22 protein-coding genes are annotated in these 23,942 nt (G+C 67.8%); 14 read left to right on the top strand and 8 right to left on the bottom strand.

Annotated features, from left to right (window positions below; translation table 11 throughout):
- Nucleotides 1-139: 139 nt before the first annotated feature.
- Together rsgA and ACFQ9K_RS14460 are read left to right on the top strand one after the other, a co-directional pair.
- Nucleotides 140-1,186, top strand: coding sequence for a ribosome small subunit-dependent GTPase A (rsgA, locus tag ACFQ9K_RS14465; RefSeq protein ID WP_378718052.1), 1,047 nt, complete (start codon nucleotides 140-142; stop codon nucleotides 1,184-1,186).
- Between the two features lie 149 nt (nucleotides 1,187-1,335).
- Nucleotides 1,336-2,208 carry an SDR family oxidoreductase gene (locus tag ACFQ9K_RS14460; protein ID WP_378718053.1) on the top strand — a complete coding sequence of 291 codons (873 nt, stop codon included), beginning with the start codon at nucleotides 1,336-1,338 and terminating at the stop codon, nucleotides 2,206-2,208.
- A gap of 57 nt (nucleotides 2,209-2,265) precedes the next feature.
- On the opposite strand, the gene ACFQ9K_RS14455 is transcribed toward ACFQ9K_RS14460, so the two are convergent.
- Both ACFQ9K_RS14455 and ACFQ9K_RS14450 read right to left on the bottom strand, forming a co-directional pair.
- Complete coding sequence (locus tag ACFQ9K_RS14455; RefSeq protein ID WP_378718055.1) at nucleotides 2,266-4,179, bottom strand: glycosyltransferase; 1,914 nt, start codon at nucleotides 4,177-4,179, stop codon at nucleotides 2,266-2,268.
- A gap of 124 nt (nucleotides 4,180-4,303) precedes the next feature.
- Complete coding sequence (locus tag ACFQ9K_RS14450) at nucleotides 4,304-4,849, bottom strand: GtrA family protein (RefSeq protein WP_378718057.1); 546 nt, start codon at nucleotides 4,847-4,849, stop codon at nucleotides 4,304-4,306.
- A 147-nt stretch (nucleotides 4,850-4,996) separates the two neighbouring features.
- Between ACFQ9K_RS14450 and ACFQ9K_RS14445 the strand changes: the two genes are divergently transcribed.
- Both ACFQ9K_RS14445 and ACFQ9K_RS14440 read left to right on the top strand, forming a co-directional pair.
- Nucleotides 4,997-5,989, top strand: coding sequence for a glycosyltransferase (locus tag ACFQ9K_RS14445; RefSeq protein WP_364726145.1), 993 nt, complete (start codon nucleotides 4,997-4,999; stop codon nucleotides 5,987-5,989).
- Nucleotides 5,986-7,566, top strand: a complete 1,581-nt coding sequence (locus tag ACFQ9K_RS14440) for a DUF2142 domain-containing protein (protein ID WP_378718060.1) — start codon at nucleotides 5,986-5,988, stop codon at nucleotides 7,564-7,566. The genes ACFQ9K_RS14445 and ACFQ9K_RS14440 overlap by 4 nt, the downstream gene beginning before the upstream one ends.
- A gap of 1 nt (nucleotide 7,567) precedes the next feature.
- Here ACFQ9K_RS14440 and rfbB read toward each other — a convergent pair whose 3' ends face one another.
- Nucleotides 7,568-8,569, bottom strand: coding sequence for a dTDP-glucose 4,6-dehydratase (gene rfbB, locus ACFQ9K_RS14435; protein WP_378718062.1), 1,002 nt, complete (start codon nucleotides 8,567-8,569; stop codon nucleotides 7,568-7,570).
- A gap of 309 nt (nucleotides 8,570-8,878) precedes the next feature.
- Between rfbB and ACFQ9K_RS14430 the strand changes: the two genes are divergently transcribed.
- Both ACFQ9K_RS14430 and ACFQ9K_RS14425 read left to right on the top strand, forming a co-directional pair.
- Nucleotides 8,879-9,583 (top strand): hypothetical protein, encoded by a 705-nt coding sequence (locus tag ACFQ9K_RS14430; protein WP_378718064.1) that lies wholly within the window; start codon nucleotides 8,879-8,881, stop codon nucleotides 9,581-9,583.
- Nucleotides 9,584-9,759: 176 nt separating this feature from the next.
- A complete protein-coding gene (locus ACFQ9K_RS14425) occupies nucleotides 9,760-10,479 on the top strand; it encodes a hypothetical protein (RefSeq protein ID WP_378718066.1) in 720 nt (239 codons plus the stop codon).
- A gap of 142 nt (nucleotides 10,480-10,621) precedes the next feature.
- Here ACFQ9K_RS14425 and ACFQ9K_RS14420 read toward each other — a convergent pair whose 3' ends face one another.
- Nucleotides 10,622-11,614: an alpha/beta hydrolase gene (locus tag ACFQ9K_RS14420; RefSeq protein WP_378718068.1), complete on the bottom strand. Its 993-nt coding sequence runs from the start codon at nucleotides 11,612-11,614 to the stop codon at nucleotides 10,622-10,624.
- 236 nt (nucleotides 11,615-11,850) lie between these two features.
- Between ACFQ9K_RS14420 and rfbA the strand changes: the two genes are divergently transcribed.
- On the top strand, nucleotides 11,851-12,723 hold the full coding sequence (gene rfbA / locus ACFQ9K_RS14415) for a glucose-1-phosphate thymidylyltransferase RfbA (RefSeq protein ID WP_364726127.1): 873 nt from the start codon (nucleotides 11,851-11,853) through the stop codon (nucleotides 12,721-12,723).
- 2 nt (nucleotides 12,724-12,725) lie between these two features.
- Complete coding sequence (locus ACFQ9K_RS14410; RefSeq protein WP_378718070.1) at nucleotides 12,726-13,274, top strand: dTDP-4-dehydrorhamnose 3,5-epimerase family protein; 549 nt, start codon at nucleotides 12,726-12,728, stop codon at nucleotides 13,272-13,274.
- Nucleotides 13,275-13,340: 66 nt separating this feature from the next.
- Here ACFQ9K_RS14410 and ACFQ9K_RS14405 read toward each other — a convergent pair whose 3' ends face one another.
- Nucleotides 13,341-14,810, bottom strand: coding sequence for an MFS transporter (locus ACFQ9K_RS14405; RefSeq protein WP_378718071.1), 1,470 nt, complete (start codon nucleotides 14,808-14,810; stop codon nucleotides 13,341-13,343).
- Nucleotides 14,811-14,895: 85 nt separating this feature from the next.
- Here ACFQ9K_RS14405 and ACFQ9K_RS14400 point away from each other — a divergent pair, with 85 nt between their 5' ends.
- Nucleotides 14,896-15,321: a MarR family winged helix-turn-helix transcriptional regulator gene (locus ACFQ9K_RS14400; RefSeq protein ID WP_378718072.1), complete on the top strand. Its 426-nt coding sequence runs from the start codon at nucleotides 14,896-14,898 to the stop codon at nucleotides 15,319-15,321.
- A gap of 25 nt (nucleotides 15,322-15,346) precedes the next feature.
- On the opposite strand, the gene ACFQ9K_RS14395 is transcribed toward ACFQ9K_RS14400, so the two are convergent.
- Both ACFQ9K_RS14395 and ACFQ9K_RS14390 read right to left on the bottom strand, forming a co-directional pair.
- Entirely contained in the window at nucleotides 15,347-16,195 is an 849-nt protein-coding gene (locus ACFQ9K_RS14395) for a helix-turn-helix domain-containing protein (RefSeq protein WP_378718073.1), read from the bottom strand.
- A gap of 244 nt (nucleotides 16,196-16,439) precedes the next feature.
- Complete coding sequence (locus tag ACFQ9K_RS14390; RefSeq protein WP_378718075.1) at nucleotides 16,440-17,015, bottom strand: DUF4282 domain-containing protein; 576 nt, start codon at nucleotides 17,013-17,015, stop codon at nucleotides 16,440-16,442.
- 315 nt (nucleotides 17,016-17,330) lie between these two features.
- Here ACFQ9K_RS14390 and ACFQ9K_RS14385 point away from each other — a divergent pair, with 315 nt between their 5' ends.
- The 3 genes from ACFQ9K_RS14385 to ACFQ9K_RS14375 all read left to right on the top strand — a co-directional run bounded on the left by ACFQ9K_RS14385 (nucleotide 17,331) and on the right by ACFQ9K_RS14375 (nucleotide 21,116).
- Nucleotides 17,331-17,813, top strand: a complete 483-nt coding sequence (locus ACFQ9K_RS14385) for a hypothetical protein (protein WP_150400612.1) — start codon at nucleotides 17,331-17,333, stop codon at nucleotides 17,811-17,813.
- A 249-nt stretch (nucleotides 17,814-18,062) separates the two neighbouring features.
- Nucleotides 18,063-20,249, top strand: coding sequence for a molybdopterin-dependent oxidoreductase (locus ACFQ9K_RS14380; protein WP_378718076.1), 2,187 nt, complete (start codon nucleotides 18,063-18,065; stop codon nucleotides 20,247-20,249).
- Between the two features lie 237 nt (nucleotides 20,250-20,486).
- Nucleotides 20,487-21,116 carry a pyridoxamine 5'-phosphate oxidase family protein gene (locus ACFQ9K_RS14375; RefSeq protein WP_378718077.1) on the top strand — a complete coding sequence of 210 codons (630 nt, stop codon included), beginning with the start codon at nucleotides 20,487-20,489 and terminating at the stop codon, nucleotides 21,114-21,116.
- Between the two features lie 15 nt (nucleotides 21,117-21,131).
- Here ACFQ9K_RS14375 and ACFQ9K_RS14370 read toward each other — a convergent pair whose 3' ends face one another.
- Complete coding sequence (locus ACFQ9K_RS14370) at nucleotides 21,132-21,587, bottom strand: GtrA family protein (RefSeq protein WP_150400609.1); 456 nt, start codon at nucleotides 21,585-21,587, stop codon at nucleotides 21,132-21,134.
- A 92-nt stretch (nucleotides 21,588-21,679) separates the two neighbouring features.
- Between ACFQ9K_RS14370 and ACFQ9K_RS14365 the strand changes: the two genes are divergently transcribed.
- Nucleotides 21,680-23,167, top strand: coding sequence for an FAD-binding protein (locus ACFQ9K_RS14365; RefSeq protein WP_378718080.1), 1,488 nt, complete (start codon nucleotides 21,680-21,682; stop codon nucleotides 23,165-23,167).
- Nucleotides 23,164-23,925, top strand: coding sequence for a decaprenylphospho-beta-D-erythro-pentofuranosid-2-ulose 2-reductase (locus tag ACFQ9K_RS14360; RefSeq protein WP_378718082.1), 762 nt, complete (start codon nucleotides 23,164-23,166; stop codon nucleotides 23,923-23,925). The genes ACFQ9K_RS14365 and ACFQ9K_RS14360 overlap by 4 nt, the downstream gene beginning before the upstream one ends.
- Nucleotides 23,926-23,942: the final 17 nt, after the last annotated feature.

The following is a 23,942-nucleotide window of genomic DNA, read 5'->3' as shown; positions in this document are numbered from 1 at the left end:
GTGGACCGTGGCTAGGAACCTGCGGATTGTCGTGTTCGGACGAGCTGTGCCTGTGCACGCCGCCACACGGAACGCCACCTCATTCTTCAGTCGCTGAGTCCGGGTTGGGCTCGGCGCCCAACGAAAGACTTCTTCCATCATGGTCGAGAACGACCTTCTTGTTCCTTACGGCTGGACCGAAGCCGTAGCCGACGAGTACGCCTCGATGATCGAGGACGGCTGTGTGCCCGCCCGGGTCATCCGGATGGATCGCAGCGAATGTGATGTCGCCACCCCGACCGGGCCCGCCCGTGCCCGGTGCCCCAGGGCCGATGCCGAGGTCAGCGGGCTGTGCACCGGTGACTGGGTGACGATCGATGCCGAATCGGCGGTGCGGCAACTGCTTCCGCGCCGGTCGGCGATCATGCGGTCGTCGGTCTCCGGGCGGTCGCAGGGCCAGGTGCTCGCCGCGAACGTCGACACGGTACTGCTCTGCACGGCGGCCGACGCGGATGTCGACCTCGGCCGGATCGAGCGAATGCTCGCACTGGCCTGGGAAAGTAACGCGCAACCGATCGTCGTGCTGACCAAAGCCGATGCGGCAGTGCATATTCCGATCGAGGACGTGCGTGCGGTCGCGCCCGGCGCGAGCGTGCTCACGGTGAGCGCGAACAGCGGCGCCGGGCTGGATGTGCTCGCCGCCATGCTCGACGGCACGGTCGCGCTGATCGGCCCGTCCGGCGCCGGAAAGTCCACCCTGGCCAATGCGCTGCTCGGGCAGGAAGTGTTCGCCACCAACGCCGTTCGCGCGACGGACAAGAAGGGCCGGCACACCACGGTGCATCGCGAGCTGCGGCCGCTGCCCTACGGCGGCACGCTCATCGACACACCGGGCCTGCGCGGGATCGGGCTGTGGGACGCCGCCGAAGGGATCGAGAAGACCTTCAGCGACATCGAATCCCTCGCCGCGCGTTGCCGATTCGGCGACTGCGCGCACAACGGCGAACCCGGCTGCGCCGTGCTGACCGCCATCGACAACGGCGAACTCCCGCAGCGCCGCCTCGACAGCTACCGCAAGCTGGCCAAGGAGAACGCCTGGATGGCCGCCCGCACGGACAAGCGCCTGGAGGCGGAGCGCAAGCGCGATTGGCGCGTCCTCGCCAAACAGCAGCGGCAGGGTTACCAGGAGCGCGGCTCGCGTCGCTGATCGGCCGCTGACGTGGGGCGGACGGCTACCGTTCGCCCCACTCAGGCTCCCTATGCAACCCGTTGCATATGACGAGGGTTTACGCTTATTGTGCAATCGGTGGACGGCTGCGGGGTCTTGCCTGCGGCGCTGACGACAGGAGCAGGTCAATGACGGAAACGGGATCCAAGCCGCTCGCGGGTAGAACGCTCATCATGTCCGGCGGCAGCCGCGGCATCGGGCTGGAGATCGCCAAGCGGGCCGCGGCGGACGGCGCGAACATCACGCTGATCGCCAAGACCGACCTGCCGCATCCCAAGCTTCCGGGCACCATCCACACGGCCGCGGCCGAGCTGGAGGCGGCGGGCGCGCAGGTGCTGCCGTTCGTCGGCGATGTGCGCATCGACGACTCGGTGGCCGAGGCCGTGCGCCAGACAGTGGAGCGGTTCGGCGGCATCGACATCGTGGTGAACAACGCCTCGGCGATCGATCTGTCCCCGACCGACGCGCTGGCGATGAAGAAGTACGACCTGATGCAGGACATCAACACCCGCGGCAGCTTCCTGCTGTCCAAGCTGAGCATCCCGGCGCTGCGCGAATCGGCCGCGGCCGACCGTAATCCGCACATCCTCACCCTGTCCCCGCCGCTCAACCTCAACCCGAGGTGGGCAGGCATGGCCCTGGGTTACACCATCGCCAAGTACGGAATGTCGCTCACCACACTGGGTTTGGCGGAGGAGCTGAAGGGCGACGGCATCGGCGTGAACTCGCTGTGGCCGCGCACCACCATCGCCACCGCCGCGGTGAAGAACCTGCTCGGCGGTGAGGAGATGATCGCCACCTCGCGCACCCCGGACATCTACGCCGACGCCGCCTACCTGGTGCTCACCTCGCCGGCCAAGTCGACCTCCGGCAACTTCTTCATCGACGACGATGTGCTTGCCGCGCACGGCATCACGGATCTGGAGAAGTACCGCGTCGTGCCCGGCGACGGCCCGCTCACCACCGACCTGTTCCTGGACGACTCGCCGCTCGGCCGGTAGCACCGACAGCAGCGGGGACGGGCAGTGGTTCGCCCGTCCCCGCTGCTGTGTGCGAGATCAGTTGTCGCGCTTGGCCTGCTCGATGCCGTAGAGCCGCTCCCAGTTGGCCCGGCTGGTCAGCTCCGGCACCGCCGCGCGGTACTGCTGTTGCAGCGCGGGCAGTTCGCGGCGCAGCTCGCGCAGCACCCGGATGGTGCGGCGCAGCAGCTGCCGGGCCCGCGCCTTGTCCCGCTGCCGGACCCGGACGCCGGACTGCGAGGCGTCGGTGACCACCACGTGGTCGAACAGCGAGACATGCCACCAGTACGCGTCTTCGCGGGTGACGCCGATGACGCCGTGCTGGGTGCGGCCGAACCACTGGTTGATCGCCCGCTTGATCAGCACCAGCACCGGACGGCTGGGTTCGCCGGTGGCGCGGCGCAATTGGATGTCCCCGGAACGCACCGGCGGCGTCGAGGCCGGGTGCTTGATCGTCTCGGCGTAGTCGGCGCGGGTGCCGCGCGCGGCGGCCAGCGCGGCGATGCCGCCATCCTGCAACACCTTCGGGCCCTTCAGGAAGTCCTCGATGCCCTGCAGGGTGGTGTGCACCAGTCCGTACTGCATCGCGACCAGCTGCTCGGACAACTCACGGAACAGCTTGCGGGTGATCGCCTTGGCGTCCAGATCGGTGTGCAGCGAGCCGACGATCAACGAGTTGCGCGTGCTGAAGTAGCGCGCCCAGTCGTCGTAGTCCTTCCAGTAGAAGTCCGCGTGCCACACCGCCGCGTTCGGCAGGGTGACCGTGACGAAGCCGTTCTCCCTGGCCCGGATGCCGTATTCGACGTCGTCCCACTGGAAGAAGATCGGCACCGGCAGCCCGATCTTGGCCACCACCTCGGCCGGGATCAGGCAGGTCCACCAGGCGTTGTAGCCCGCGTCGACCCGGCGCTCCTGGTTCTTCTTGAGCATGCTGGTGTTGCGCAACGCCTTCGGCACCTTCTGGCCGTGCCGCAGCTGCTGCAGGTGCACCTCTTCGGCGCCGACGTTCAGGTAATCGGGGTTGAGCAGGAACAGCATCTGCGCGCCGACCAGGGTCGGCTCGACCGTCATGTTGGCGAAGGCGTTGAGCCGCAACACCGTTTCCGGCTCGCACAGGATGTCGTCGTCCATCAGGATGACGTCGGCGCGCTCGTTGGCCGCGGACACCTCGTAGAGGCCGCGGGTGAAGCCGCCCGCGCCACCGAGATTGGGCTGGCGGATGTAGCGCAGCTTGTCGCCGAAGGCCGGCACCACCTCCTGGTAGCGCGGCCGGTTCTGCACCAGGTCGGTGCCCTGGTCCACCACGTACACCGCGTCGATCGCGTCGAGCACGACCTCGTCGGAGGCCAGCGCGGCAACCGTGTGCGCGCAGTCCTCGGCCCGGTTGAACGTGCAGATGGCGATGGCGACCGGACGGATGTGGTCCGGCGCGGCCGTGGTCCAGCTGACCTCGGTGATGCCGAGATCGCCGCCGACAGCGTCGAATTCGAGCCAGATCGCGCCGCCGTCGACATACTGGTCCAGCGGCGCGCTGAGCGTCAGCGGGCCGCTCTCGGTGACCTGCGCGGTGTCGATGATCCGGCGATGCCCCGCGATATCGGAGGCGACCAGGCGGATCCTGGCCTTCTTGGTCACGTCGAGCACCATGGTCGCCCGCACCTCGGTGACGGTGGTCCAGCGCTGCCAGTAGCTCGCGGCGAAGCGGCCGAAGTAGGTGTTGGTGTGTGCGGCGGTTCCCTTTTCCAGCCGCAGCACCTGGCGTTCCCGATGCGCGCGACCCTTGACGACGGCATACAGCTCGTCGCTCACCTTGGCCGACGGACCGGTGAAGATGCCGCGCTGCAACACCAGCCGATCCGGCGCTCGGTGGTCGGAGCGCAGCGCGGCCGGGGCGTCAGCGGCCGCGGCTCGATCGTTCGTTTCGGTCACGGCCTGGGTAGCCGACTGATCCATGAAGTCCTCGAAATCGTTATCGTGCCGGACGGGACAGACTGCCCCTGGATGCCGTTCGCGGCGGGGGTGAGGATATCAACCAGCGTAGCTAGCTGCCTGCTCAGTAGGGGTGCCGACGTGTCTATTACGGTTGCTGAACATTCGCTGAAGTATCGTTCCCGGCGGCGTCGGCCGGTTCGCGCGCGCCGGTGAAGACGAACTTGTCGTAGGCCCAGTAGCGGAAGATCACCGCCACGATCTGGCCGATGAGGGTGCCGGAGATGTTGTCCGACAGGGGTGAGGACAGGTCGAGCACGTACCGGGAGAAGCCGAGGCAACCCAGTTGCAGGCCGATCGCGACGACATTGAAGACGGCGTAGAGCAGGTATTCGCGCCCGGGGTTGTCGGTCTTCTTGTGCGCGAAGGTCCACCACTTGTTGCCGAAATAGGTGACCACCGTGGCCACCGCGATCGCGATGATCTTGGCAGGCAGCGGGGCGTGATAGAGCACCCCCTCGCCACCCCAGAACACCAGCAGGTTGTAGGTGCCCGCGTCGACCAGGAAGCCGATCGCCCCGACCACCAGGAACGCGCTGCCCTGCCGCAGCGCGGTGAGCACCTTCCGGACGATCGATCCCTCGACGGGCGGCACGGTCTCGCCCGCCTGCGCGGTCGACTCACTGGTTGGCACGGCCCGACGGTACCGCAGCCCGCGCGCGGCGTGCCCCGACCGAAAATTCCGCCCCCGACGCGGTGAGGTCGGCCACGCGTCGGCGGATAGTTCCCTGTACCCTCCCGGTGTTCCCACATTCACCACCGATCGCGAGGATTGACCCGGGTGGACTCCACCGAGCTTCGTATTGCCGCCGTGGTGCCGTGCCACAACGAAGAAGCGTCCGTCGCCAAGGTCGTCGCCGACCTGCAGGCCGCCGTGCCGGGGATCGTCGTGTACGTCTACGACAACCTGAGCACCGACCAGACCGCCGAGCGCGCCCGCGCCGCCGGGGCGATCGTGCGTCACGAGTACACCAAGGGCAAGGGCAATGTGGTCCGCCGCGCCTTCGCCGACATCGAGGCCGATGTCTATCTGATGATCGACGGTGACGACACCTACGAGGCGTCGGCCGCGCCGCTGATGATCAAGACCCTGCTCGACGGCCCGTACGACCACGTGCTCGGCGTGCGCAGGCAGGACGAGAGCGGCTCGGCGTACCGGGCGGGCCACGAGACCGGCAACAAGGTGCTCAACGGCGTGGTCGGCAAGGTGTTCGGCGAGAACGTCGAAGACATGCTGAGCGGTTTCCGGGTGTTCTCCCGCCGGTTCGTGAAGAGCTTCCCTGCGGTCTCCCGCGAATTCGAGATCGAGACCGAGCTGACCGTGCACTCGCTGCACCTGCGGGTGCCGCGGACCGCGGTGCCGGTCGATTTCCGCGACCGCCCGGCGGGCAGCGAGAGCAAGCTGCGCACCTATCACGACGGGCTCAAGATCCTGGCGCTGATCATCGGCCTGGCCAGGCACGAGCGGCCGGTCATGTTCTACGGCCTGTTCGGCACGCTGAGCTGGCTGGTCTCGGTCGTGCTCAGCATCCCGATCGTGGTCGAGTTCTACAACACCGGCACGGTGCCCCGGTTCCCCACGCTGTTCCTCGCCTTCACCCTGCTGCTGCTCGGCAGCCTGGCCTGGACCGCGGGCCTGATCCTGGACGGCATCCGGCGCTCGCGGCACGAGGCCGCGCGGCTGGTGTACCTGCGCTACTCCGCGGTGAGCGCGGACGACTTCCATCCGAACGGCAACGGCGGTGACGCCGGCACCGGCGGAGACCGGCGGTGACCACCTCGGCGGAACGCGCCACGGCCGAAGCCAGCGAATCCACCCCGGCGCCCGCGGACACGGCGCCCCCGGCGGCCAACGGCACCCCGAAAGCCGTGTCGGTCAAGACTTCCGGGTCCGGCTCGGCCCGCGATCTCGGGAGCAGGCTGGTGACCCGCCTCGGTGGCGCGACGATCGCTTTCACCGTGCTCGTCGCCATCTTCGGCGGACTGTTCACGGTGCTCACGCCGCCGTTCTGGGGGCATGACGAGATCACCCAGTTCGGCCGCGCCTACCAGGTCGCGCACGGCGGACTGCTGCCGCAGCAGATCCACGACGATCGCGGCGTCGCCTACGGCGGCGATGTCCCGACCAGCATCACCGCGCTGATGGGCTACGCGCTGCGGGACTACACGACCAATCCCGAAGAGCCGGGCTCGATGGTGGAGGATCCGAGCGCCTACGACCGGCTCGGCGGCGCCGCGGTGTCCGACCGCGTCGAACCGGTCTGGTTCACCAACACCGCGGCCTACTCGCCGGTGCCGTATATCCCCGCGGCCATCGGCATTCGGCTCGCCGAGCTGTTCGGCCTGGACGTCGGCGGGATGATCGCGCTGACCAGGCTCGCCGGCCTGCTCGCCTACGTTTCCGTGGTCGGCTTCGGCCTGTACGCGCTGCGCAAGCACCGGGTGCAGTGGCTGGCGTTCACCGTGGCGGTGCTGCCGATCGCGGTGTTCCAGGCGGGCACGGTCACCGCGGACACCATGACCAACGCGCTGGCCATCATGGTGTCGGCGCTGCTGGTGAAGTCGCTGTTCCTGGGCGAGCGGCTCGGCCGGGTGGAAACCGGCGCGCTGCTGGCCGCGACCATCCTGCTGCCGATCAGCAAGCCGACCTACGTGCTGCTGGCGATGCTCGTCGTGCTGGTGCCCGCGGACCGGCTCGGCTTCGCCGGCTGGAAGCGCGCGATCCCCTGGGCCTTCGCGGCCCTCGGCGGTCTGGTCTTCGCGGTGTGGATGAAGATCGCGGCGCCGACCGGCGACGGTATGGGCCTGATGCGACCGGAGCATCAGTGGCACTCGGTGAAGCCGGGCGAGCAGTTGCGCGGAATCCTCACCGACCCTGGGCATTTCATCAACGTGTTCGGCGAGAGCATCGCGCTGCGGGACGAGCGGTGGTTCAGCCAGTTCTTCGGCGAGCTCGGCTTCGCCTATATCGATGTGCCCGCGCTGACCATGCTGGCCTGCCTGTTCGCCTTCGCGGTGAGCATCGGCGTGGCGGATCGGATGACCGCGGCCACGTTCCGGCGCACGCTGCTGGTCGCGCTGACCGTCGCGGCCAGCGTGGCGATGATCTACGTGACGCTGTACATGTCGTTCACGCCGGTCGGCTACTACATCATCGATGGCGTGCAGGGCCGGTACTTCGTGCCGCTGGCGATCGTCGCGTTCGCGGTGCTGCTGCGCTGGATGCCGTTGCGGCTCACCGACGTCACCGGCCGGACCCCGACGCTCGGCCCCGCCGTGACGGTCATCGTGGCCACCGTGGTCGCGCTGATCGGCGCGGTCTGGAAGTACTACGACATCGTCTGGGGCTGAGCTAGAGGGTCTGCTCGCCCGCGGCCACGTAGGCCCGCTCGGTGACGGCTTTGTAGGGGCGCCACCAGGATTCGTTGTCCCGGTACCACTGGACGGTGGCGGCCAGGCCGGCCCGGAAGTCGGCGTAGCGCGGCGCCCAGCCGAGTTCGGTGCGCAGCAGCGTCGCGTCGATCGCGTAGCGCTGATCGTGGCCGGGCCGGTCGGTGACGTGGTCGAAGTCGTCCGGGTCGCGGTCGAACGCCTCCAGGATCATCCGCACCACGGACTTGTTGTCCAGTTCGCCCTGCGCGCCGATCAGGTAGGTCTGCCCGATCCGCCCGCGCTCCAGGATGTCCCAGACCGCGCGGTTGTGGTCGTCGACGTGGATCCAGTCGCGCACCTGGTGGCCCGCGCCGTAGAGCCGCGGCCGCACGCCGTCGATCAGGTTGGTGATCTGGCGCGGGATGAACTTCTCCACGTGCTGACACGGCCCGTAGTTGTTACTGCAGTTGGACAGCGTGGCGCGGACGCCGAACGAACGGGTCCAGGCGCGCACCAGCAGATCACTCGACGCCTTGGTGGCCGAGTACGGGCTCGACGGGTTGTACGGAGTCTGCTCGGTGAAGGCGGGCGCGTCCGGGGTGAGATCGCCGTAGACCTCGTCGGTGGAGACGTGGTGATAGCGCACGTCATAACGGCGCACGGCCTGCAGCAGCGAATAGGTGCCGACAATATTGGTCTGCACGAACGGCCACGGCTCGGCCAGAGAGTTATCGTTGTGTGATTCGGCGGCGAAGTGCACGACCGCGTCCACACCACTGACTAGTTCGTCGACCAGATCGAGGTCGGCGATGTCACCGTGAACGAAATCGATGCGATCGGCCACCGGATCCAGGGAGGCTCGATTTCCGGCATAGGTCAACGCGTCCAGAACCGTTACGGTGGTGTCGGGACGGTCGGCAATGGTCTGCTTGACGAAGTTGGCTCCGATGAATCCGGCTCCGCCGGTGACAAGCAATCGCACCCTATGAACCTTACGTCCACGGGCGCGGCGTGGCAGGATCCAGTCCAGGTCAGCCGAACTCGGCGGTTCCGCCACAGTTGCGCTCTGTGATGTTGGTCTCTTACTGTGCAGTAGAACTAGGACGCCCAGTCCGATTCAGCGGCGAAATCCGCACCTAGAGTGCATGTTTCCGCGACCCCACCATGCCATGGGTCTCTTTGGTGAACAAAATTTGAATAAAAGGTCACAACCGGTTCACCACTCGTTAGCTGGTCTAGATTTCGATCGTCTAGTCCCCTCCGAACGCTTCACATCGAGGTTCTCAACAAAATGCTGATGAGGAAATTCGCCGCTACGTCGGCCCTGCTGATCGCCGCGCTCGGCGTCACGGCAGGCACCGTCAACGCGGCGCCGGCCGTCGAGGACGCGCCGATCAACTTCACTTCCCAAGCCACCGATACCCAGTCCATCATCTCCATCGACTCCGGATCCTTGGTGGTCGAGGACGAGGCGCTGAAGATCAAGGCCGCCAACGGCACCACCGTCGCGGGCACGCCGCTGAAGTTCCGTCTAGACGACTTCGAGTTCCCGCTCGCCGCGGACATCTCCGGGCGCACCGCGACCCTGACCCCCCAGCTCGAGATGGACAAGGCCACCTACAAGCCGGTCGCCCTGCCGTTCGAGGACAAGGCGCCGTGGAAGACCGAGTACGACCGTGAGCAGGCGGCGTTCAACCGCATGAAGGACACCATCGCGATGGGCGCCACCATCGGCACCCTCACCGGTGGCCTCGGCGGCGCGGCCGTGGGTTGCGTCCTGGGTGGCGCGCTCGGCGGCGTGATCGTCGGCGGCACCATCGTCGGCCTGTTCGGTCCGTTCGTCGGCGGCATCATCGCCGGCTGCCTCGCCGGTGCGGCCGCTGTCGGCGCGCTGGGCACCATCGCGGGCCAGATCTTCGTGACCGCCCCGGTCGCGATCGGTGCGGCGATCCAGTACTTCACCACCATCAACCAGCCGTTCGTCGCCCCCAAGTAATTCCGGCGAACCACGCTGCCGCACAACTGAACTCGCACACCCACGAGCGAGCCAGGAGCCCCGCCGGCGACTGCTTGGCGGGGCTCCTTCCCAGTCGATCGAGTTACCAAGAACTAGCTGGCTCGGCCGCCCCCGTCCCCCGCCTGCTGAACGCAACTGACAGAGGACTAAAACACATGCTTATCAAGAAGTTTGCCGCCACCTCGGCGCTGCTAATCGCGGCGCTCGGCGTCACCGCGGGCACCGTCAACGCGGCCCCCGCCGAGTCCGCCGAAGCGCCCATCAACTTCACCTCCCAGGCCACCGACACCCAGTCCATCATCTCGATCGACTCCGGTTCGATCGTGGTCGAGGACGACGCGCTGAAGATCAAGGCCGCCAACGGCACCACCGTCGCGGGCACGCCGCTGAAGTTCCGCCTCGACGAGTTCGAGTTCCCGCTGGCCGCCGACATCTCCGGCCGCACCGCGACCCTGACCCCGCAGCTCGACATGAGCAAGGCCACCTACAAGCCGGTCGCCCTGCCGTTCGAGGACAAGGCGCCGTGGAAGAACGAGTACGACCGTGAGCAGGCCGCCTGGTCGCGCATGACCTCCACCATCTCCATGGGCGCCACCATCGGCACCCTGGTCGGCGGCCTCGGCGGCGCGGCCGTCGGCTGCGTCCTCGGCGGCGCGCTCGGCGGCACCATCGTCGGCGGCACCATCGTCGGCCTGTTCGGTCCGTTCGTCGGCGGCATCATCGCCGGCTGCCTCGCCGGTGCGGCCGCGATGGGCGCGCTCGGCGTCATCGCGGGTCAGATCTTCGTGACCGCCCCGGTCGCGATCGGTGCGGCGATCCAGTACTTCACCACGATCAACCAGCCGTTCGTCGCCCCGCCCGCGCCGGCCAAGTAGCCGAAACCGGCACCGGCACAACCGAATAGCACCGCGAAACCCCGCTCGGCCCCGGCCGGGCGGGGTTCGTCGTGCTCAGGGCATGCGCGAGCCCCGTCCCGGCCACTAGCGGAACGGGGCTCGCCTGGACAGGCCGGCCCGCTTACGCGGTCCGCGCCTGTTGGCCCTCTTCGATCCGCGCCCGGACGAAACGCGACACCCGGGCCAGCGCCGCCCGGCTCTCCGGCAGGTTCGGCGCGATGCTCATGAACGCGTGCACCTGACCGCGCCACAGCTCCACCGCGTTCGGCACGCCCGCCGCGGTGAGCCGCTGCGCCATCAGCTCGCAGTCGTAGCGCAGCACCTCGTCCTCGGCGGCGATCAGCAGCACCGGCGGCAGGCCGGCCAGGATCCCGTTGACCGGCGACAGCAGCGGGTCGAGCTTGCCGTCGATCTCCGCGCCGATGCGCACCACCGCCTCCAGCGCGAGCAGCGGGATGTATGGATCGCGCCGGACGTTGACGTGAGTTCGCTTGGCCGCGTAGTCCAGATCGAGCAGCGGGCTCAACCCGACCAGCCCGGCCGGGGCGGGCAGACCCACCTCGATCGCGCGCAACGCGGTGGCGAAGGCCAGGTAACCGCCGGCCGAGTCGCCGGCGAAGACGATCCGGCTCGGGTCCGCGCCGTGCCGCAGCAACCAGCGATAGGCGGTGAGGCAGTCGTCCACCGAATTGGTGATCCGCTTGCTCGGCAGCTGGCGATAGTCGACATTCACCACCGGCAGCCCGGTACGCCGCGCCAGGCTCGCCGCGACCGGCCGATGGGTGCGGAGCCCGCAGACCGCGAATCCGCCGCCGTGCATGTACAGCAGGGCCCCGTGCCGCAGTGCCCTGGCCGCGCCCGCGGGTCGCAGGATCTCCATCCGGAAACCGTTGAGCGACACCTGCTCCCGATCGATGCCCGACGGCTCGGGCCGCAGCCTGGCCAAGGTGTCGATGGCGAGCGCGCCGATCGGGATGGTCGCGCGGGTGATCGGCGCCGCGCGCAAGGCAGGCCGGACGACGCCGAGACAGGCGGCCAGCACCAGGCGCGCCGGGGCACTCAGATTTTCCGGATTCATCACATTGCCGGGCTCGCCGACGCTGGTCGCTGCCATCGCGCACCTACCTCACCAACTGGCGCGCCGAGCCACGACCGAGGGTCCCAGGCGAGCTGTCGGCGCTGACATCTCACACAGTGTTGTTTCAGAACACCATGCGTTGTGTGACCTAAGCAACAGAATCACCGAATCGGCGGCTCCCGAAACCGAGAACGCCGATTCCGTAATCAATTCGACGAGCACTCGGAACCTCGCCGACGCCGAGCACCGCCCCGAATGGCAGACTCCTGGTCATGCGGGGAATCATCCTGGCGGGTGGCACCGGATCCCGGTTGCACCCGATTACACGCGGGGTCAGCAAACAGCTGGTCCCGGTTTACGACAAGCCCATGGTCTATTACCCGCTGTCCACCCTGATGCTGGCCGGCATCCGCGACATCCTGGTGATCACCACGCCCGAGGACGCGGACGCGTTCGGCAGGCTGCTCGGCGACGGCGCGCAGTTCGGCCTCGCGATCAGCTACGTGGTGCAACCCGAGCCGGACGGGCTGGCCCGCGCCTTCGTGCTCGGCGCCGATCACATCGGTACCGACGACGCGGCACTGGTGCTCGGCGACAACATCTTTCACGGTCCCGGCCTCGGCACCAGCCTGAACCGGTTCGCCGGGATCGACGGCGGCGCGGTGTTCGCCTACCGGGTGTCGGATCCGACCGCGTACGGCGTGGTCGAGTTCGCCGACGGCCGCGCGGTGTCCATCGAGGAGAAGCCGAAGACCCCGCGCTCGAACTACGCCATCCCCGGGCTGTACTTCTACGACAACGACGTGCTGGAGATCGCTCGCACGCTGCGGCCTTCCGCGCGCGGCGAGTACGAGATCACCGACATCAACCGGGCGTATCTGGAACAGGATCGGCTGCGCGTCGACGTGCTGGCCCGCGGCACCGCCTGGCTCGACACCGGCACCTTCGACTCGCTGCTGGACGCCGCCAACTACGTGCGCACCATCGAGGAACGGCAGGGACTCAAGATCGGCGTGCCCGAAGAGGTGGCCTGGCGGATGGGCTTCATCGACGACGAACAGCTGTGCAAACTAGCCGAACCGCTGGCCCGCTCCGGCTACGGCAGCTACCTGCTCGACATCCTCGAGCGCGGCCGGGACTGGTGAGCATGGAGTTCAGGGAACTCGCGGTGCCCGGCGCCTGGGTGATCACCCCGCGCCAGCTCGGCGACGGGCGCGGCATGTTTCTGGAGGGGTTCAAGGCCTCGGAGTTCGAGAAGGCGACCGGGCGCGCGTTCGACCTGCGGCAGGTGAACTGCTCGGTCTCGGCGGCGGGCGTGCTGCGCGGCATCCACTACACCGAGGATCCGCCGGGGCAGGCGAAGTACGTGACCTGCGTGCGCGGAGCGTTTCTCGACGTGGTCGTCGATCTGCGGCCGGGCTCGCCGACCTACGGCCGCTGGGACAGCGTGCTGCTCGACGATGTGGATCGGCGCTCGATGTTCCTGTCCGAGGGACTGGGGCACGCGATCCTCTCGCTGGAGGACAACTCCACCGTCACCTACCTGTGCTCGCTCGAGTACACGCCCGAATTCGACCGGGACATCGACGCTTTCGATCCGCGGCTGGGCATCGACTGGCCGACGGTCGGGCGGGACGGCAGCCCGCTGACCTTCATCCGCTCGGCCAAAGACACTGCGGCGCCGCCTTTTTCCTGACCACGACAAAGGCGTTGGGCACCACCGGGCGGTGGCGCCCAACGCCTTTCGCGTCGGTCGTGCGGGTCAGCCGACGAGTTCGAGCTCGGGCTCCGGCTTCGCGGCCACCTCGGCCTGCTTGCCGCGCTTCACCAGGAAGGCCGAAAGCGCAACCAGCGCACCGACGATCGAGACCGCGGCGGCGAACATCAGGCCCGGCCGGTAGGTGTCGAGCATCGCGCTGGGCGAGGTGTCACCGTGCGTGCCCGACGCGATGATCGCGGTGGTCACCGCGAGCACGATGGCCGCACCGACCTGCATGGAGGTCTGCAGCACGCCGGCCGCGAGACCCTGCTCGTCGTCGTCGATCCCGTTGGTCGCCTGAATGTTGATGGCGGGGAAGCCGACCCAGCCGATGCCGATCAGCATGATCGCGGGCAGCAGCATGGTCCAGTACGACGGGTCGGTGTCCAGCCGCAGGAACAGCAGGTAACCGACGGCCATCACGGCCATGGTGACGCCGATGATCGGGCCGGTGCCGAACCGGTCGACCAGCTTGTCCGAGAACACCGCCGACAACGCGACCATCAGGCCGACCGGCAGCAGCGCCATCGACAGCTTCAGCGGCGACCAGCCCAGGGTGTCCTGCATGTACAGGGTCACGATGAACTGCCAGCTGAAGTAGGAACCGGCCACCGCGACGATCGCCAGGCTGGCCCGCACCAGCGACACCTTGCGCAGGATGCCGAGCCGCACCAGCGGGTGCTTGACCCGCTTCTCCACCGCGATGAACCCGGCGAACAGCACCAGCACCCCGGCGAACGAACCCAGCGTGCGGGCCGAGGCCCAACCCGCCTCCGGCGCGGTGACCACGGTGTAGACCAGCAGCAGCATCGCGGAGGTGGACAGCAGCGCGCCGAACAGGTCGTGACCGCCACCCTCGGCCGGCTTGTCCTTGGGCACCAGCACCCACGCGGCGGCCAGCGCGGCCAGCGCGATCGGGACCGGCAGCAGGAAGGTCCAGCGCCAGCCGACGCCGGTCATCAGGCCGCCGAACAGCAGGCCGGACGAGTAACCACCGGCACCGAACACGGTGTAGATGGACAGCGCCTTGTTGCGGGCGGGGCCCTCGGCGAAGTTGGTGGTGATGATCGACAGACCGGTCGGCGCGGTGAACGCGGCGGCCAGGCCCTTGACGAATCGAGTCAGGATCAGCAGCGGTCCGGAGCTGACCAGACCACCGGCGAGCGAGGCGACGGCGAAGACCGCCAGCGCGATGAGGAAGACCTTGCGGCGCCCGAACAGGTCGGCCGTGCGGCCACCGAGCAGCAGCAGGCCGCCGTAGCCGAGGATGTAGCCGCTCACCAGCCACTGCAGGGTTGAGGTCGAGAGATCGAGTTCGTTGCCGATGGACGGCAGCGCCACCCCGATCATCGAAACGTCGAGGCCGTCGAGGAACAGCACGATGCACAGCGTGATCAGCATGCCCCAAAGGCGGGTAGTCCATCTGGTCGGATCGGTCGCGGAAGCGGCCGCCAGGGTTGCTGGTGAAGTCATGCGGGGTACGTTACATGCGTGCGCATTAAATGCCAACACATTTAATGCAGTTGCATAGACGTCGGTGGATCACTAGGATGGGGCCATGTCGAACCCGTCGACAATCGAGACAGCCCGCCGCACCGTCGCGCAGACCGGGCTGATTGGCGAGTGGCGCGAGCTGCTCGACCGGCACGCGACGGTGAGTTGCGCACTGGAAAAAGCGCTACAGGGACAGCATCAGATCGGACTCAGCGAGTTCGAGACCCTGGACCGGCTGATCGACGCCAACTGTGGCGACTATCGAATGAGCGATCTGGCCAACGACATCTACCTGAGTCAGAGCGCGCTCTCGCGGGCGGTGGCCCGCCTGGAACGCGACGGCCTGGTGTCGCGCACGATGTGCACCGACGATCGCCGCGCCGTGTTCGTCTGCCTCACCGAGAAGGGCCGCGAGGTCTATGACCGCGCGCTGCCCACCCACCGCGCGGTGCTGGCCGACACCTGGGGCTCACCCGGCCAAAAGTGCTGACGCGCAACGCCGCCGGGCATTGCGATCAGACGCCGCACCTGCCGCGGGCCGTTTCGATGCCCTCGCGCGCGTCCACCGCGACCGCACCCAAGCTCGCGAAAGCCTTTCGGTACCGGTCGATTTCGTTTTCCTTGTCCAGGTAGACCGGCCCGGTGAAGGCCTCGACGTAGACCACCGGCGGTTCGGGCTGCTCGCCGACCCGCAGCTCGGGGAACTCGAGCATGACGAACCGGCCCGAGTCCATGCCCTCGTGGTAGCCGGAATCCGGTGGCACCAAGCGGATCCGGACGTTCGGCAGGTCACACATGCGGCGCAGGTGCGCCAGCTGCCCGGCGGACACCTCGGCGTCGCCGATCCGGCGCCACAGCACCGATTCGCTGATCACCGCGTCCAGGTGGATCGGCGAATCGGGGCGGGTGACCAGGGTCTGGCGGGCCATCCGCAGCTGCACCCGGCGGTCGATCTCGGTGGCGGGCATCTCCGGTCGCGCGGCGCGCAGCAGCGCGCGGGTGTACGCCTCGGTCTGCAACAGGCCGGGCACCAGTTCGTTCTCGTAGGTGGACAGCCGCGAGGCCGCCTCCTCCAGGCCGATGTAGACCTCGTAGCCCTCGGCGATCACGTCGCCGTAGGCGGTCCACCATCCGCGCGCCTTGGTCTCCCTGGCCAGGGCGGTGAGCGGCGCGATCAGGTCGGTCGGCGCGCCGTAGACCTTGCACATCGCCTCGACGTCGAGACTGCGCAGCGAGGTCTGGCCGGTCTCGATCCGCCAGATCTTGGCCTCGGACCACTCCAGCTGCTGCGCGGCCGTCCTGGTGGTCATGCGCGCGCGGTTGCGCAGATCGCGCAGGTGCCGCCCCAGCTGGCGTCTCGGCATCGTCGACCCCGTGGTCCCCGCCGGTAAAGCCATGGTTGTTCCCCCCTCGTTGCCGTGCGCCGGTCGCGTCGAACCCCTCACGAGTCCGGCATGGCGACCATCCCGATCAGATGCCGCTCGTCGATACCCCGGCATCCGAACAGCATTGTTTCACAGCGAATCGGACAAAGGTCACGATCGGTGGCGCAGCTAGGCCGTTGGCCTCGCAACGTCAAAAGAGTTTGGCGGGCGGCGTTTCGGTTCGCTACCTGCGCGAGCCGCCCTTGCGGAAGCGCCAGAACTGCACCGCGCGAACGTCTTCGGAGAGCTGGTTGACCGGCTCCGCGACATCCGAGAGCGCCTGGAACAGATCGTCGGCCAGCTCGCTGATGTGCTCCATCCGGGTGGCCAGGCGCGCGGCGTTGGCCAGGAATTCCAGGATCAGCCGCACCGCGGCCGCGATGGTCAGCCCGAGCGGCACCCCGATCAGCGCCGCGAGCACCCCGAGCACCGCCGAGACCCGCCACATGGACACGGTCAGCGTGATCGGCACCGCGAAGGCGAATACCAGCCCGAGGATGTAGACCAGCGGCAGCAGTGTGCGGGTGGCCGTGCGGCGGAACTGCACATCGAGCAGACCGCGCGCCGCCGCGACGCTCCACTCACCGAAAGCGCGCGGGCTCTCGAACGGTTCCGGGGGCCGCTCCTCGGCCCCGGCGGCGGTACGGGAGAATCGGCGCGCGGCCGATTCCTTCCAAGTGATCCACCGCGATTCGGCTTCGTACTCCTCCGGGTTCGGCAGTTCGCTTCCCCTGCCGGCGCCGGTGGACTCATCACTCATGGTCGAAATCCTCCCCGCAATCGCACATCCGAGCCAGCCGAGAAACTCGGGCAGACCCCATGCGTCACACCATCCACAGCCGTCTCGCAGGAACGGCACAGCGAAAGAACAGGTCAGCGGCCGAAAGTAGCGGCGGGACAACAAGTCCTGGACAGTTTTGGCAACGTCATAGCAATTGGCTTTCAAGCCGGGCTGAAAGAGACGTAGCCAACAGTCCTGAAGAAGTTTTGAAGATCGCGTAACACTGCGGACAGCCCGCACCGATACGCCCCATGAAGATGCAGGACCCAGATCTACCGGGGAATGGAGAGAACAGTGCGCACCACGTTTCCGACTTCCGTCTCGGCGGCCGCAATGACCGCCGCTGCGCAGGACTACACCCAGCGCGGATGGACGGTCGCAGAAACGGCCAACGGTCTCTGCCTGATCACCGATGACGACCTTTCCGCCATCGAGGTCAGCGGCGAGCTGGCCGGCGAAGTTCGCCGCTTCCTGCGGGCGAACAACCTGTCCGGCCCGGTCATCGAGCTGCCCGGCGCCGAGCGTCGCGAGATCCACTTGGTCACCGGCGTCCGCAAGGCCGCCATGGCACTCGAGGCGCTCACCGCCGCAGGTGCCGTTGTCTACACCGACGGCGCGGGCGTTCCGTTGCCGCCCACCCAGCTCTCGGCCGGTTCCGCCTGCTGGAGCGTCGCCCCCGCCGAGGCCCGCTGGGTCCCTCCGGTCGTCGCGATCAGCGCCGCCGTCCGCGCCGCCACCGCCCGCAAGGGCTCGCAGCTGACCAGCGTCGCCTGCTGAAGTAGTTGACGACGGCCGGGCGCTACGCCCGGCCAGCCCGCCGTTCCGCGTATTCAGGCCAGACTCAGGTGCCACGAAGGTAACGTCGGCGCCGACGGTTATCTGGCGGCAAAGTTGGTTCGTCCCCGGGGTAGTTACCCGTGTCCTCTCGAAACCAGCCGTCTTGTCGTTGTAGTCACTGAACGGGCGATTATCGGCCGCAATCGCCCGTTCTCTTTTCAGACCGGTGCCGGCGCGGGAGGATGGGGCATGGCTCCCATCACGGAATCTCGCAATCTGTTGCGCACCTGCCCGCTGTGCGAGGCCGTGTGCGGACTCGAAATCACCCTCGATGCCGAAGACCACGTGACCTCGGTCCGCGGCGACAAAGCGGATCCGTTCAGCAAAGGCTTTCTCTGCCCCAAGGGCGCGAGTTTCGGCACCCTCGACGAAGATCCGGACCGGGTGACCGAACCGATGATTCGGGATCGCGCGACCGATACCTGGCGGACCGCGTCCTGGAACGACGCCTTCGATCTCATCGCGGAACGTTTTCCCGCGATTGTCGCCGAGCATGGAAAACAGGCCGCGGCAGCCTATTTGGGCAATCCGAACGCACACACCGTGGCGGGCGCGCTGTACGTGCCCGTATTGCTGCGCGCATTGAGCACCAAGAACCTCTTCTCCGCCAGCACCGCCGACCAGATGCCGAAGCAGGTGGCCAGCGGGCTGATGTTCGGCGACCCGCTGACCGTGCCGGTGCCGGACCTGGACCGCACCGACTATCTGCTGATGCTCGGCGCGAATCCGCTCGAATCGAACGGATCGCTGTGCACCGCACCGGATTTCCCAGGACGGTTGAAGGCGTTGCAGCGGCGGGGCGGCCGGTTCGTGGTGGTCGACCCTCGGGTCACCCGGACCGCGAAGCTGGCCGACGAGCACCTGTTCATCCGGCCGGGCAGCGACGCGTACCTGCTGTTCGGGATCGTGCACACGCTGTTCGCCGAGCAGCTGACCGAGGTCCGGGTCGAGGTCGACGGGCTCGACGAACTGCGCACGGCCGCAGCGGCATTCAGTCCGGACTCGGTGGCGCTGCGCACCGGGATACCCGCGGCGACGGTGATTCGGCTGGCCCGCGAGCTGGCCGCCGCGCCGACCGCGGCGGTGTACGCCAGAATCGGCACCTGCACAGCGGAATTCGGCACCATCACCCAGTGGCTGGTGGACGCGATCAACGCCTTGACCGGCAACCTGGACCGGCCCGGCGGCGCGATGTTCGCCACCGCGGCGGCGGGCGGGATCGTCCGCAGCCGCCCGTTCCGGCTCGGCCGCTGGACCAGCCGGGTCCGCGAACTGCCCGAGGCGATGGGCGAACTGCCGGTCGCGACCCTGGCCGACGAGATCCTCACCCCGGGGGCGGGGCAGATCCGCGCGCTGGTGACGGTCGCCGGGAATCCGGTGCTGTCCGCGCCGAGCGGCGCCCGCCTGGACGCGGCGTTCGCCCAGCTCGACTTCATGGTGAGCGTCGACCGCTACCTCAACGAGACCACCAGGCACGCCGACGTGATCCTGCCGCCGCCGCGGCCGGTGCAGTCGCCGCACTACGACTTCGCCCTGTTGCAGTTCGCGGTGCGCAACTACGCGCGCTACTCCCGCCCGCTGGTCCCGCTGGGCGATCGGCCCTCGGAATCGGGGGTGCTGGCCCGGCTCGCCGCGGCGGTCTCCGGCATGCCGCACGAGAGCGCGGACGGGGTGGACCCGCTCACCGGCGTGGACGAGCTGATCATCGCGGGCACGCTGCAGAAGGCCGGAATGGCCGAGCGGCGCGGCGAATTGGTGGGACTGGACACCACCGAACAACGCATCGACCTGATGTTGCGCCTCGGACCCTATGGCGAGTGGAACGGCGGGACGCTGAATCTACAAGCGCTGCTGGATAATCCGCACGGCATCGATCTTGGCCCGTTGCAGCCCCGGCTACCGGGCGCGCTGCGGACCGCGTCGAAGCGGGTGGATCTCGCCCCGCAGCCGCTGCTCGACGACGTGGCCAGGATGCGCGCCCGGTTGGCCGACCTCGCGCCGGACGTGGTGCTGATCGGCAGGCGCCAGCTGCGGTCCAACAACAGCTGGATGCACAACATCGGCCAGCTGGTGAGCGGCTCGAATCGCTGCACGCTGCACATCAATCCGGCCGATGTGGCCCGGCTCGGCCTCGGCGAGCAGGCGGTGGTGAAGTCCGCCGCGGGCACGCTGACCGTGCCGCTGGAGCCGACCGACACGATCATGCCCGGGGTGGTCAGCCTGCCGCACGGCTGGGGTCACGCGGACAGCACGCAGACTGTCGCCCGCCAGCACGCCGGCGTCAATGCCAATGTGCTGACCGATGATTCGGTGGTCGACGTGCCCTCCGGCAACGCCATCTTCAACGGCGTTCCGGTGACGCTGAATCCGGCGTGACGCACCCGCCGAGCGCCCACCGCCCGCACCGGCCGCCCGGGATAACCATCCCGGCCGGTCGGCTTGTTGTCGAATCCCGGAATCCCTTGCGCTAACTACGCATTCAGTGCATTCTCAACGTTGGTTTCACAGTTTTTGCCAGGCCGAACGGACTAAAATGGACAGGATTTCGGTTTAGTCGCGAGCTCAGCGTCGACCCGCGCGGATCCGGATTCCGGCAACCAGAGGGTGGCGAAGATGCCCGGTACACAGTGCGGCAGCGACGGCGAGCACGAGCTACAGCAGCGGTACGGCACGCAGGAAAGAGCTGCTCGCTTCTACCAGGACCAGGTGCTGGAGCAGCTCAATCCCATGATGATCGAGTTCATCGGCCGGATGGAGATGGCCTTCATCGCCACCTCGGACAAGCACGGGGAATGCGATTCCAGCTTCCGCGCGGGCGAGCCCGGATTTCTGCACGTCATCGATGAACGCACGATCGCGTACCCCGAATACCGCGGCAACGGCGTGCTGGCCAGCCTGGGCAACATCCTGGAGAACCCGCACGTCGGGATCCTGCTCATCGATTTCACCCGCGATCTGATCGGCCTGCACATCAACGGCTCGGCCCGGATCATTCCGGACGCGACCCTGCGCAACGCCACCCCGGGCCTGCCGGAGAACGTCAAGGGCCGCACCGCCGAGCGCTGGGTGGTGGTCGACATCGAAGAGGCCTACATCCACTGCCGCAAGCACATTCCGCACCTGGTGCCGGCCGAGCGGGAGCGCCGCGACTGGGGCACCGACAACGTCCGCGCCAAGGGCGGCGACTACTTCGGCGCCAAGGCGGGCAGCGCCGATCGGGCCGGAGCCCTGGTCCCGCACTGACCCCGGCCGCGCCGGCTAGTGGATCTTGAAGATCACCAGGCGCTGGACGACGAAGTTGATCACCGTGGCCGTGCCCTGCGCGATCACGAAGGCCAGCAGCTGACGCCAGACGGCGTCGGGGAGCGCTTCGTAGAGCACCGCGTTGATACCCACCTGGACGGCGAAGGTGACCGCGTAGAGGATCACCACGGCGATGAACCGGGCCCGGCTCGGTGGGGCCTGGAAGGTCCAGCGCCGGTTGATCAGGTAGGCGGTGGTCGTGCCGACGATGAAGCTGAGCGACTTGGCCACCTCGCGGGGCAGCCCGAGCAGGTTGAACAGCAGGCTGTACAGCCCGAAGTCGACGATGGCCGACAGGCCGCCGGTCAGGGTGAACCGGACGATCTGGGTCTTCAGGTCGACGTCGGTACCGCCCGGCTCGTCGACCAGCGGCAGCTCGGCCGGGAGCGGAAGGTGAGGTTCGGCATGCACGCGACGAGCGTAGCGGGCGCTAAACCGATAGGTAGATCACTACTCCGGAGTAAGCGACATCGACCGGATGTCCGGTCATACCTGTAGCCTCTATGCCGATGTCCACGAAAGCTCCGACCGCCACCACGACGACCGGTAACGAGAACGGCACCACCGTCACAAACGCTGGGGCCGACGCCGGGAACGCGTCCGCATTGCCGACGCAGACCCGCACGTTGACCGGGTGGGGTCGCACCGCACCAACCTCATCCGAAGTGCTCTCGACCGGTGATCCCGAACTGATCGCCAAGGCTGTGGCCATGGTCGCCGAGGACAACGACGCCAAGCCCCCGCACCTGCGCCGTGGCGTGATCGCGCGCGGCCTCGGCCGCTCCTACGGCGACCACGCGCAGAACGCCGGCGGCCTGGTCATCGACATGACGGCGCTGAACAACATCCACCGGATCGACCGCGATACGCGGATCGTGGACGTGGACGGCGGCGTCAGCCTGGACCAGCTCATGAAGGCGGCGCTGCCGTTCGGGCTGTGGGTCCCGGTGCTGCCCGGTACCCGGCAGGTGACGATCGGCGGCGCCATCGCCTCCGATATCCACGGTAAGAACCATCACAGCGAGGGCAGCTTCGGCAACCACGTGCGCTCGATCGATCTGCTGACCGCCGATGGGCAGGTGCAGCACCTCACGCCGAAGCGCAACGCCAAGCTGTTCTGGGCGACCGTGGGCGGCAACGGGCTCACCGGCATCATCCTGCGCGCGACCATCGAGATGACGCCGACCGAGTCGGCCTACTTCCTCAACGACGGTGTGAAGACCACCACGCTGGACGAGACGATCGCGGCGCACAGCGACGGCAGCGAGGCGAACTACACCTACTCCAGCGCGTGGTTCGACGTGATCAGCCCGCTGCCGAAGCTCGGCCGGGCGACCATCACCCGCGGCCGGCTGGCCAAGGTCGACGAGCTGCCCAAGCGCCTGCGCAGCAAGCCGCTGAAATTCGATGCGCCGCAACTGATGACGGTGCCGGACATCTTCCCGAACTGGACCATGAACAAGCTCACGCTGCGGTCCATCGGCGAGGCGTACTACGCCATGGGCGGCAACTACACCGGCAAGGTGCAGAACCTGACCCAGTTCTATCACCCGCTCGACATGATCGCGGAGTGGAACCGGGGCTACGGTTCCAACGGCTTCCTGCAGTACCAGTTCGTGGTGCCGACCGAGGCGGTCGAGGAGTTCAAGCGGATCATCATCGACATCCAGGGCTCGGGGCACTACTCGGCGCTCAACGTGTTCAAGCTGTTCGGCGCGAGCAATCCGGCGCCGCTGAGCTTCCCGATGCCGGGCTGGAACATCTGCGTCGACTTCCCGATCAAGCCGGGGCTCAACGAGCTGGTCAGCGAGCTGGACCGGCGGGTGCTGGAGTTCGGCGGGCGGCTCTACACCGCGAAGGACTCGCGGACCACCGCGGAGACCTTCCACAAGATGTACCCGCGGATCGACGAGTGGATCAAGATCCGCCGAAGTGTCGATCCCACAGGCGTTTTCATGTCCGATATGGCGAGAAGGCTGGAGCTGCAGTGATCAATGCCGTAGGTAACCCGCAGGCCATCCTGCTGCTCGGCGGGACCTCCGAGATCGGCCTGGCGATCTGCGCGGAATACCTGAAGAAGGGCCCCGCGCGCATCGTCCTCGCCGCACTGCCGAACGACCCGCTGCGCGAAGCCGCCGTCGCCCAGATGAAGGCGGCCGGCGCCAGCCAGGTCGACCTCGTCGACTTCGACGCGCTCGACACCGACGGTCACCCGAAGGTGATCGACGCGGCCTGGGACGGCGGCGACATCGATATCGCCATCGTCGCGTTCGCGCTCGACGGCGATCCGGAAGAGCTGTGGCAGAACCAGCGCAAGGCCGTGCAGGTCGCCGGAATCAACTACACCGCATCGGTTTCCGTCGGCGTGCTGGTCGGGGAGAAGATGAAGGCGCAGGGCTTCGGGCGGATCATCGCCATGTCCTCGGTCGCCGGTGAGCGGGTCCGCCGCGCCAACTTCGTCTACGGCTCCACCAAGGCAGGCCTGGACGGTTTCTTCCTCGGGCTCGGCGAGGCGCTGCGCCCGCACGGCCCGCGCGTGCTGGTCATCCGGCCGGGCATGGTGCGCACCAAGTTCTCCGCGCACGTCAAAGAGGCGCCGCTCACGGTCGACAAGGAAGACATCGCGGTGCTGGCGGTTTCGGCCGCGCAGAAGGGCAAGGAGCTCGTCTGGGCGCCGGGCACCTTCCGCTACGTGATGATGATCCTGCGCCACATCCCGCGCCCGATCTTCCGCAAGCTGCCCATCTGAGTTTCTCCCCTGAGCCG

This window comes from Nocardia sp. NPDC056564, assembly GCF_042793755.1.
Classification (GTDB): Bacteria; Actinomycetota; Actinomycetes; order Mycobacteriales; family Mycobacteriaceae; genus Nocardia.
Note: the sequence above shows the minus strand (reverse complement) of the source record. Positions and strands in the feature narration are given on the sequence as shown.

Bases quoted from the DNA above. Each gene is read 5' to 3' on its own strand.
- ACFQ9K_RS14380 (WP_378718076.1), top strand. From the start codon at position 18,063: ATGGCTCCCATCACGGAATCTCGCAATCTGTTGCGCACCTGCCCGCTG.
- ACFQ9K_RS14395 (WP_378718073.1), bottom strand. From the start codon at position 16,195: ATGCCGAGACGCCAGCTGGGGCGGCACCTGCGCGATCTGCGCAACCGC.
- ACFQ9K_RS14430 (WP_378718064.1), top strand. From the start codon at position 8,879: ATGCTGATGAGGAAATTCGCCGCTACGTCGGCCCTGCTGATCGCCGCG.
- ACFQ9K_RS14365 (WP_378718080.1), top strand. From the start codon at position 21,680: ATGCCGATGTCCACGAAAGCTCCGACCGCCACCACGACGACCGGTAAC.
- rsgA (WP_378718052.1), top strand. From the start codon at position 140: ATGGTCGAGAACGACCTTCTTGTTCCTTACGGCTGGACCGAAGCCGTA.
- ACFQ9K_RS14390 (WP_378718075.1), bottom strand. From the start codon at position 17,015: ATGAGTGATGAGTCCACCGGCGCCGGCAGGGGAAGCGAACTGCCGAAC.
- ACFQ9K_RS14375 (WP_378718077.1), top strand. From the start codon at position 20,487: ATGCCCGGTACACAGTGCGGCAGCGACGGCGAGCACGAGCTACAGCAG.
- ACFQ9K_RS14405 (WP_378718071.1), bottom strand. From the start codon at position 14,810: ATGACTTCACCAGCAACCCTGGCGGCCGCTTCCGCGACCGATCCGACC.
- ACFQ9K_RS14420 (WP_378718068.1), bottom strand. From the start codon at position 11,614: ATGGCAGCGACCAGCGTCGGCGAGCCCGGCAATGTGATGAATCCGGAA.
- ACFQ9K_RS14425 (WP_378718066.1), top strand. From the start codon at position 9,760: ATGCTTATCAAGAAGTTTGCCGCCACCTCGGCGCTGCTAATCGCGGCG.
- ACFQ9K_RS14400 (WP_378718072.1), top strand. From the start codon at position 14,896: ATGTCGAACCCGTCGACAATCGAGACAGCCCGCCGCACCGTCGCGCAG.
- rfbA (WP_364726127.1), top strand. From the start codon at position 11,851: ATGCGGGGAATCATCCTGGCGGGTGGCACCGGATCCCGGTTGCACCCG.
- ACFQ9K_RS14410 (WP_378718070.1), top strand. From the start codon at position 12,726: ATGGAGTTCAGGGAACTCGCGGTGCCCGGCGCCTGGGTGATCACCCCG.
- ACFQ9K_RS14455 (WP_378718055.1), bottom strand. From the start codon at position 4,179: ATGGATCAGTCGGCTACCCAGGCCGTGACCGAAACGAACGATCGAGCC.
- ACFQ9K_RS14460 (WP_378718053.1), top strand. From the start codon at position 1,336: ATGACGGAAACGGGATCCAAGCCGCTCGCGGGTAGAACGCTCATCATG.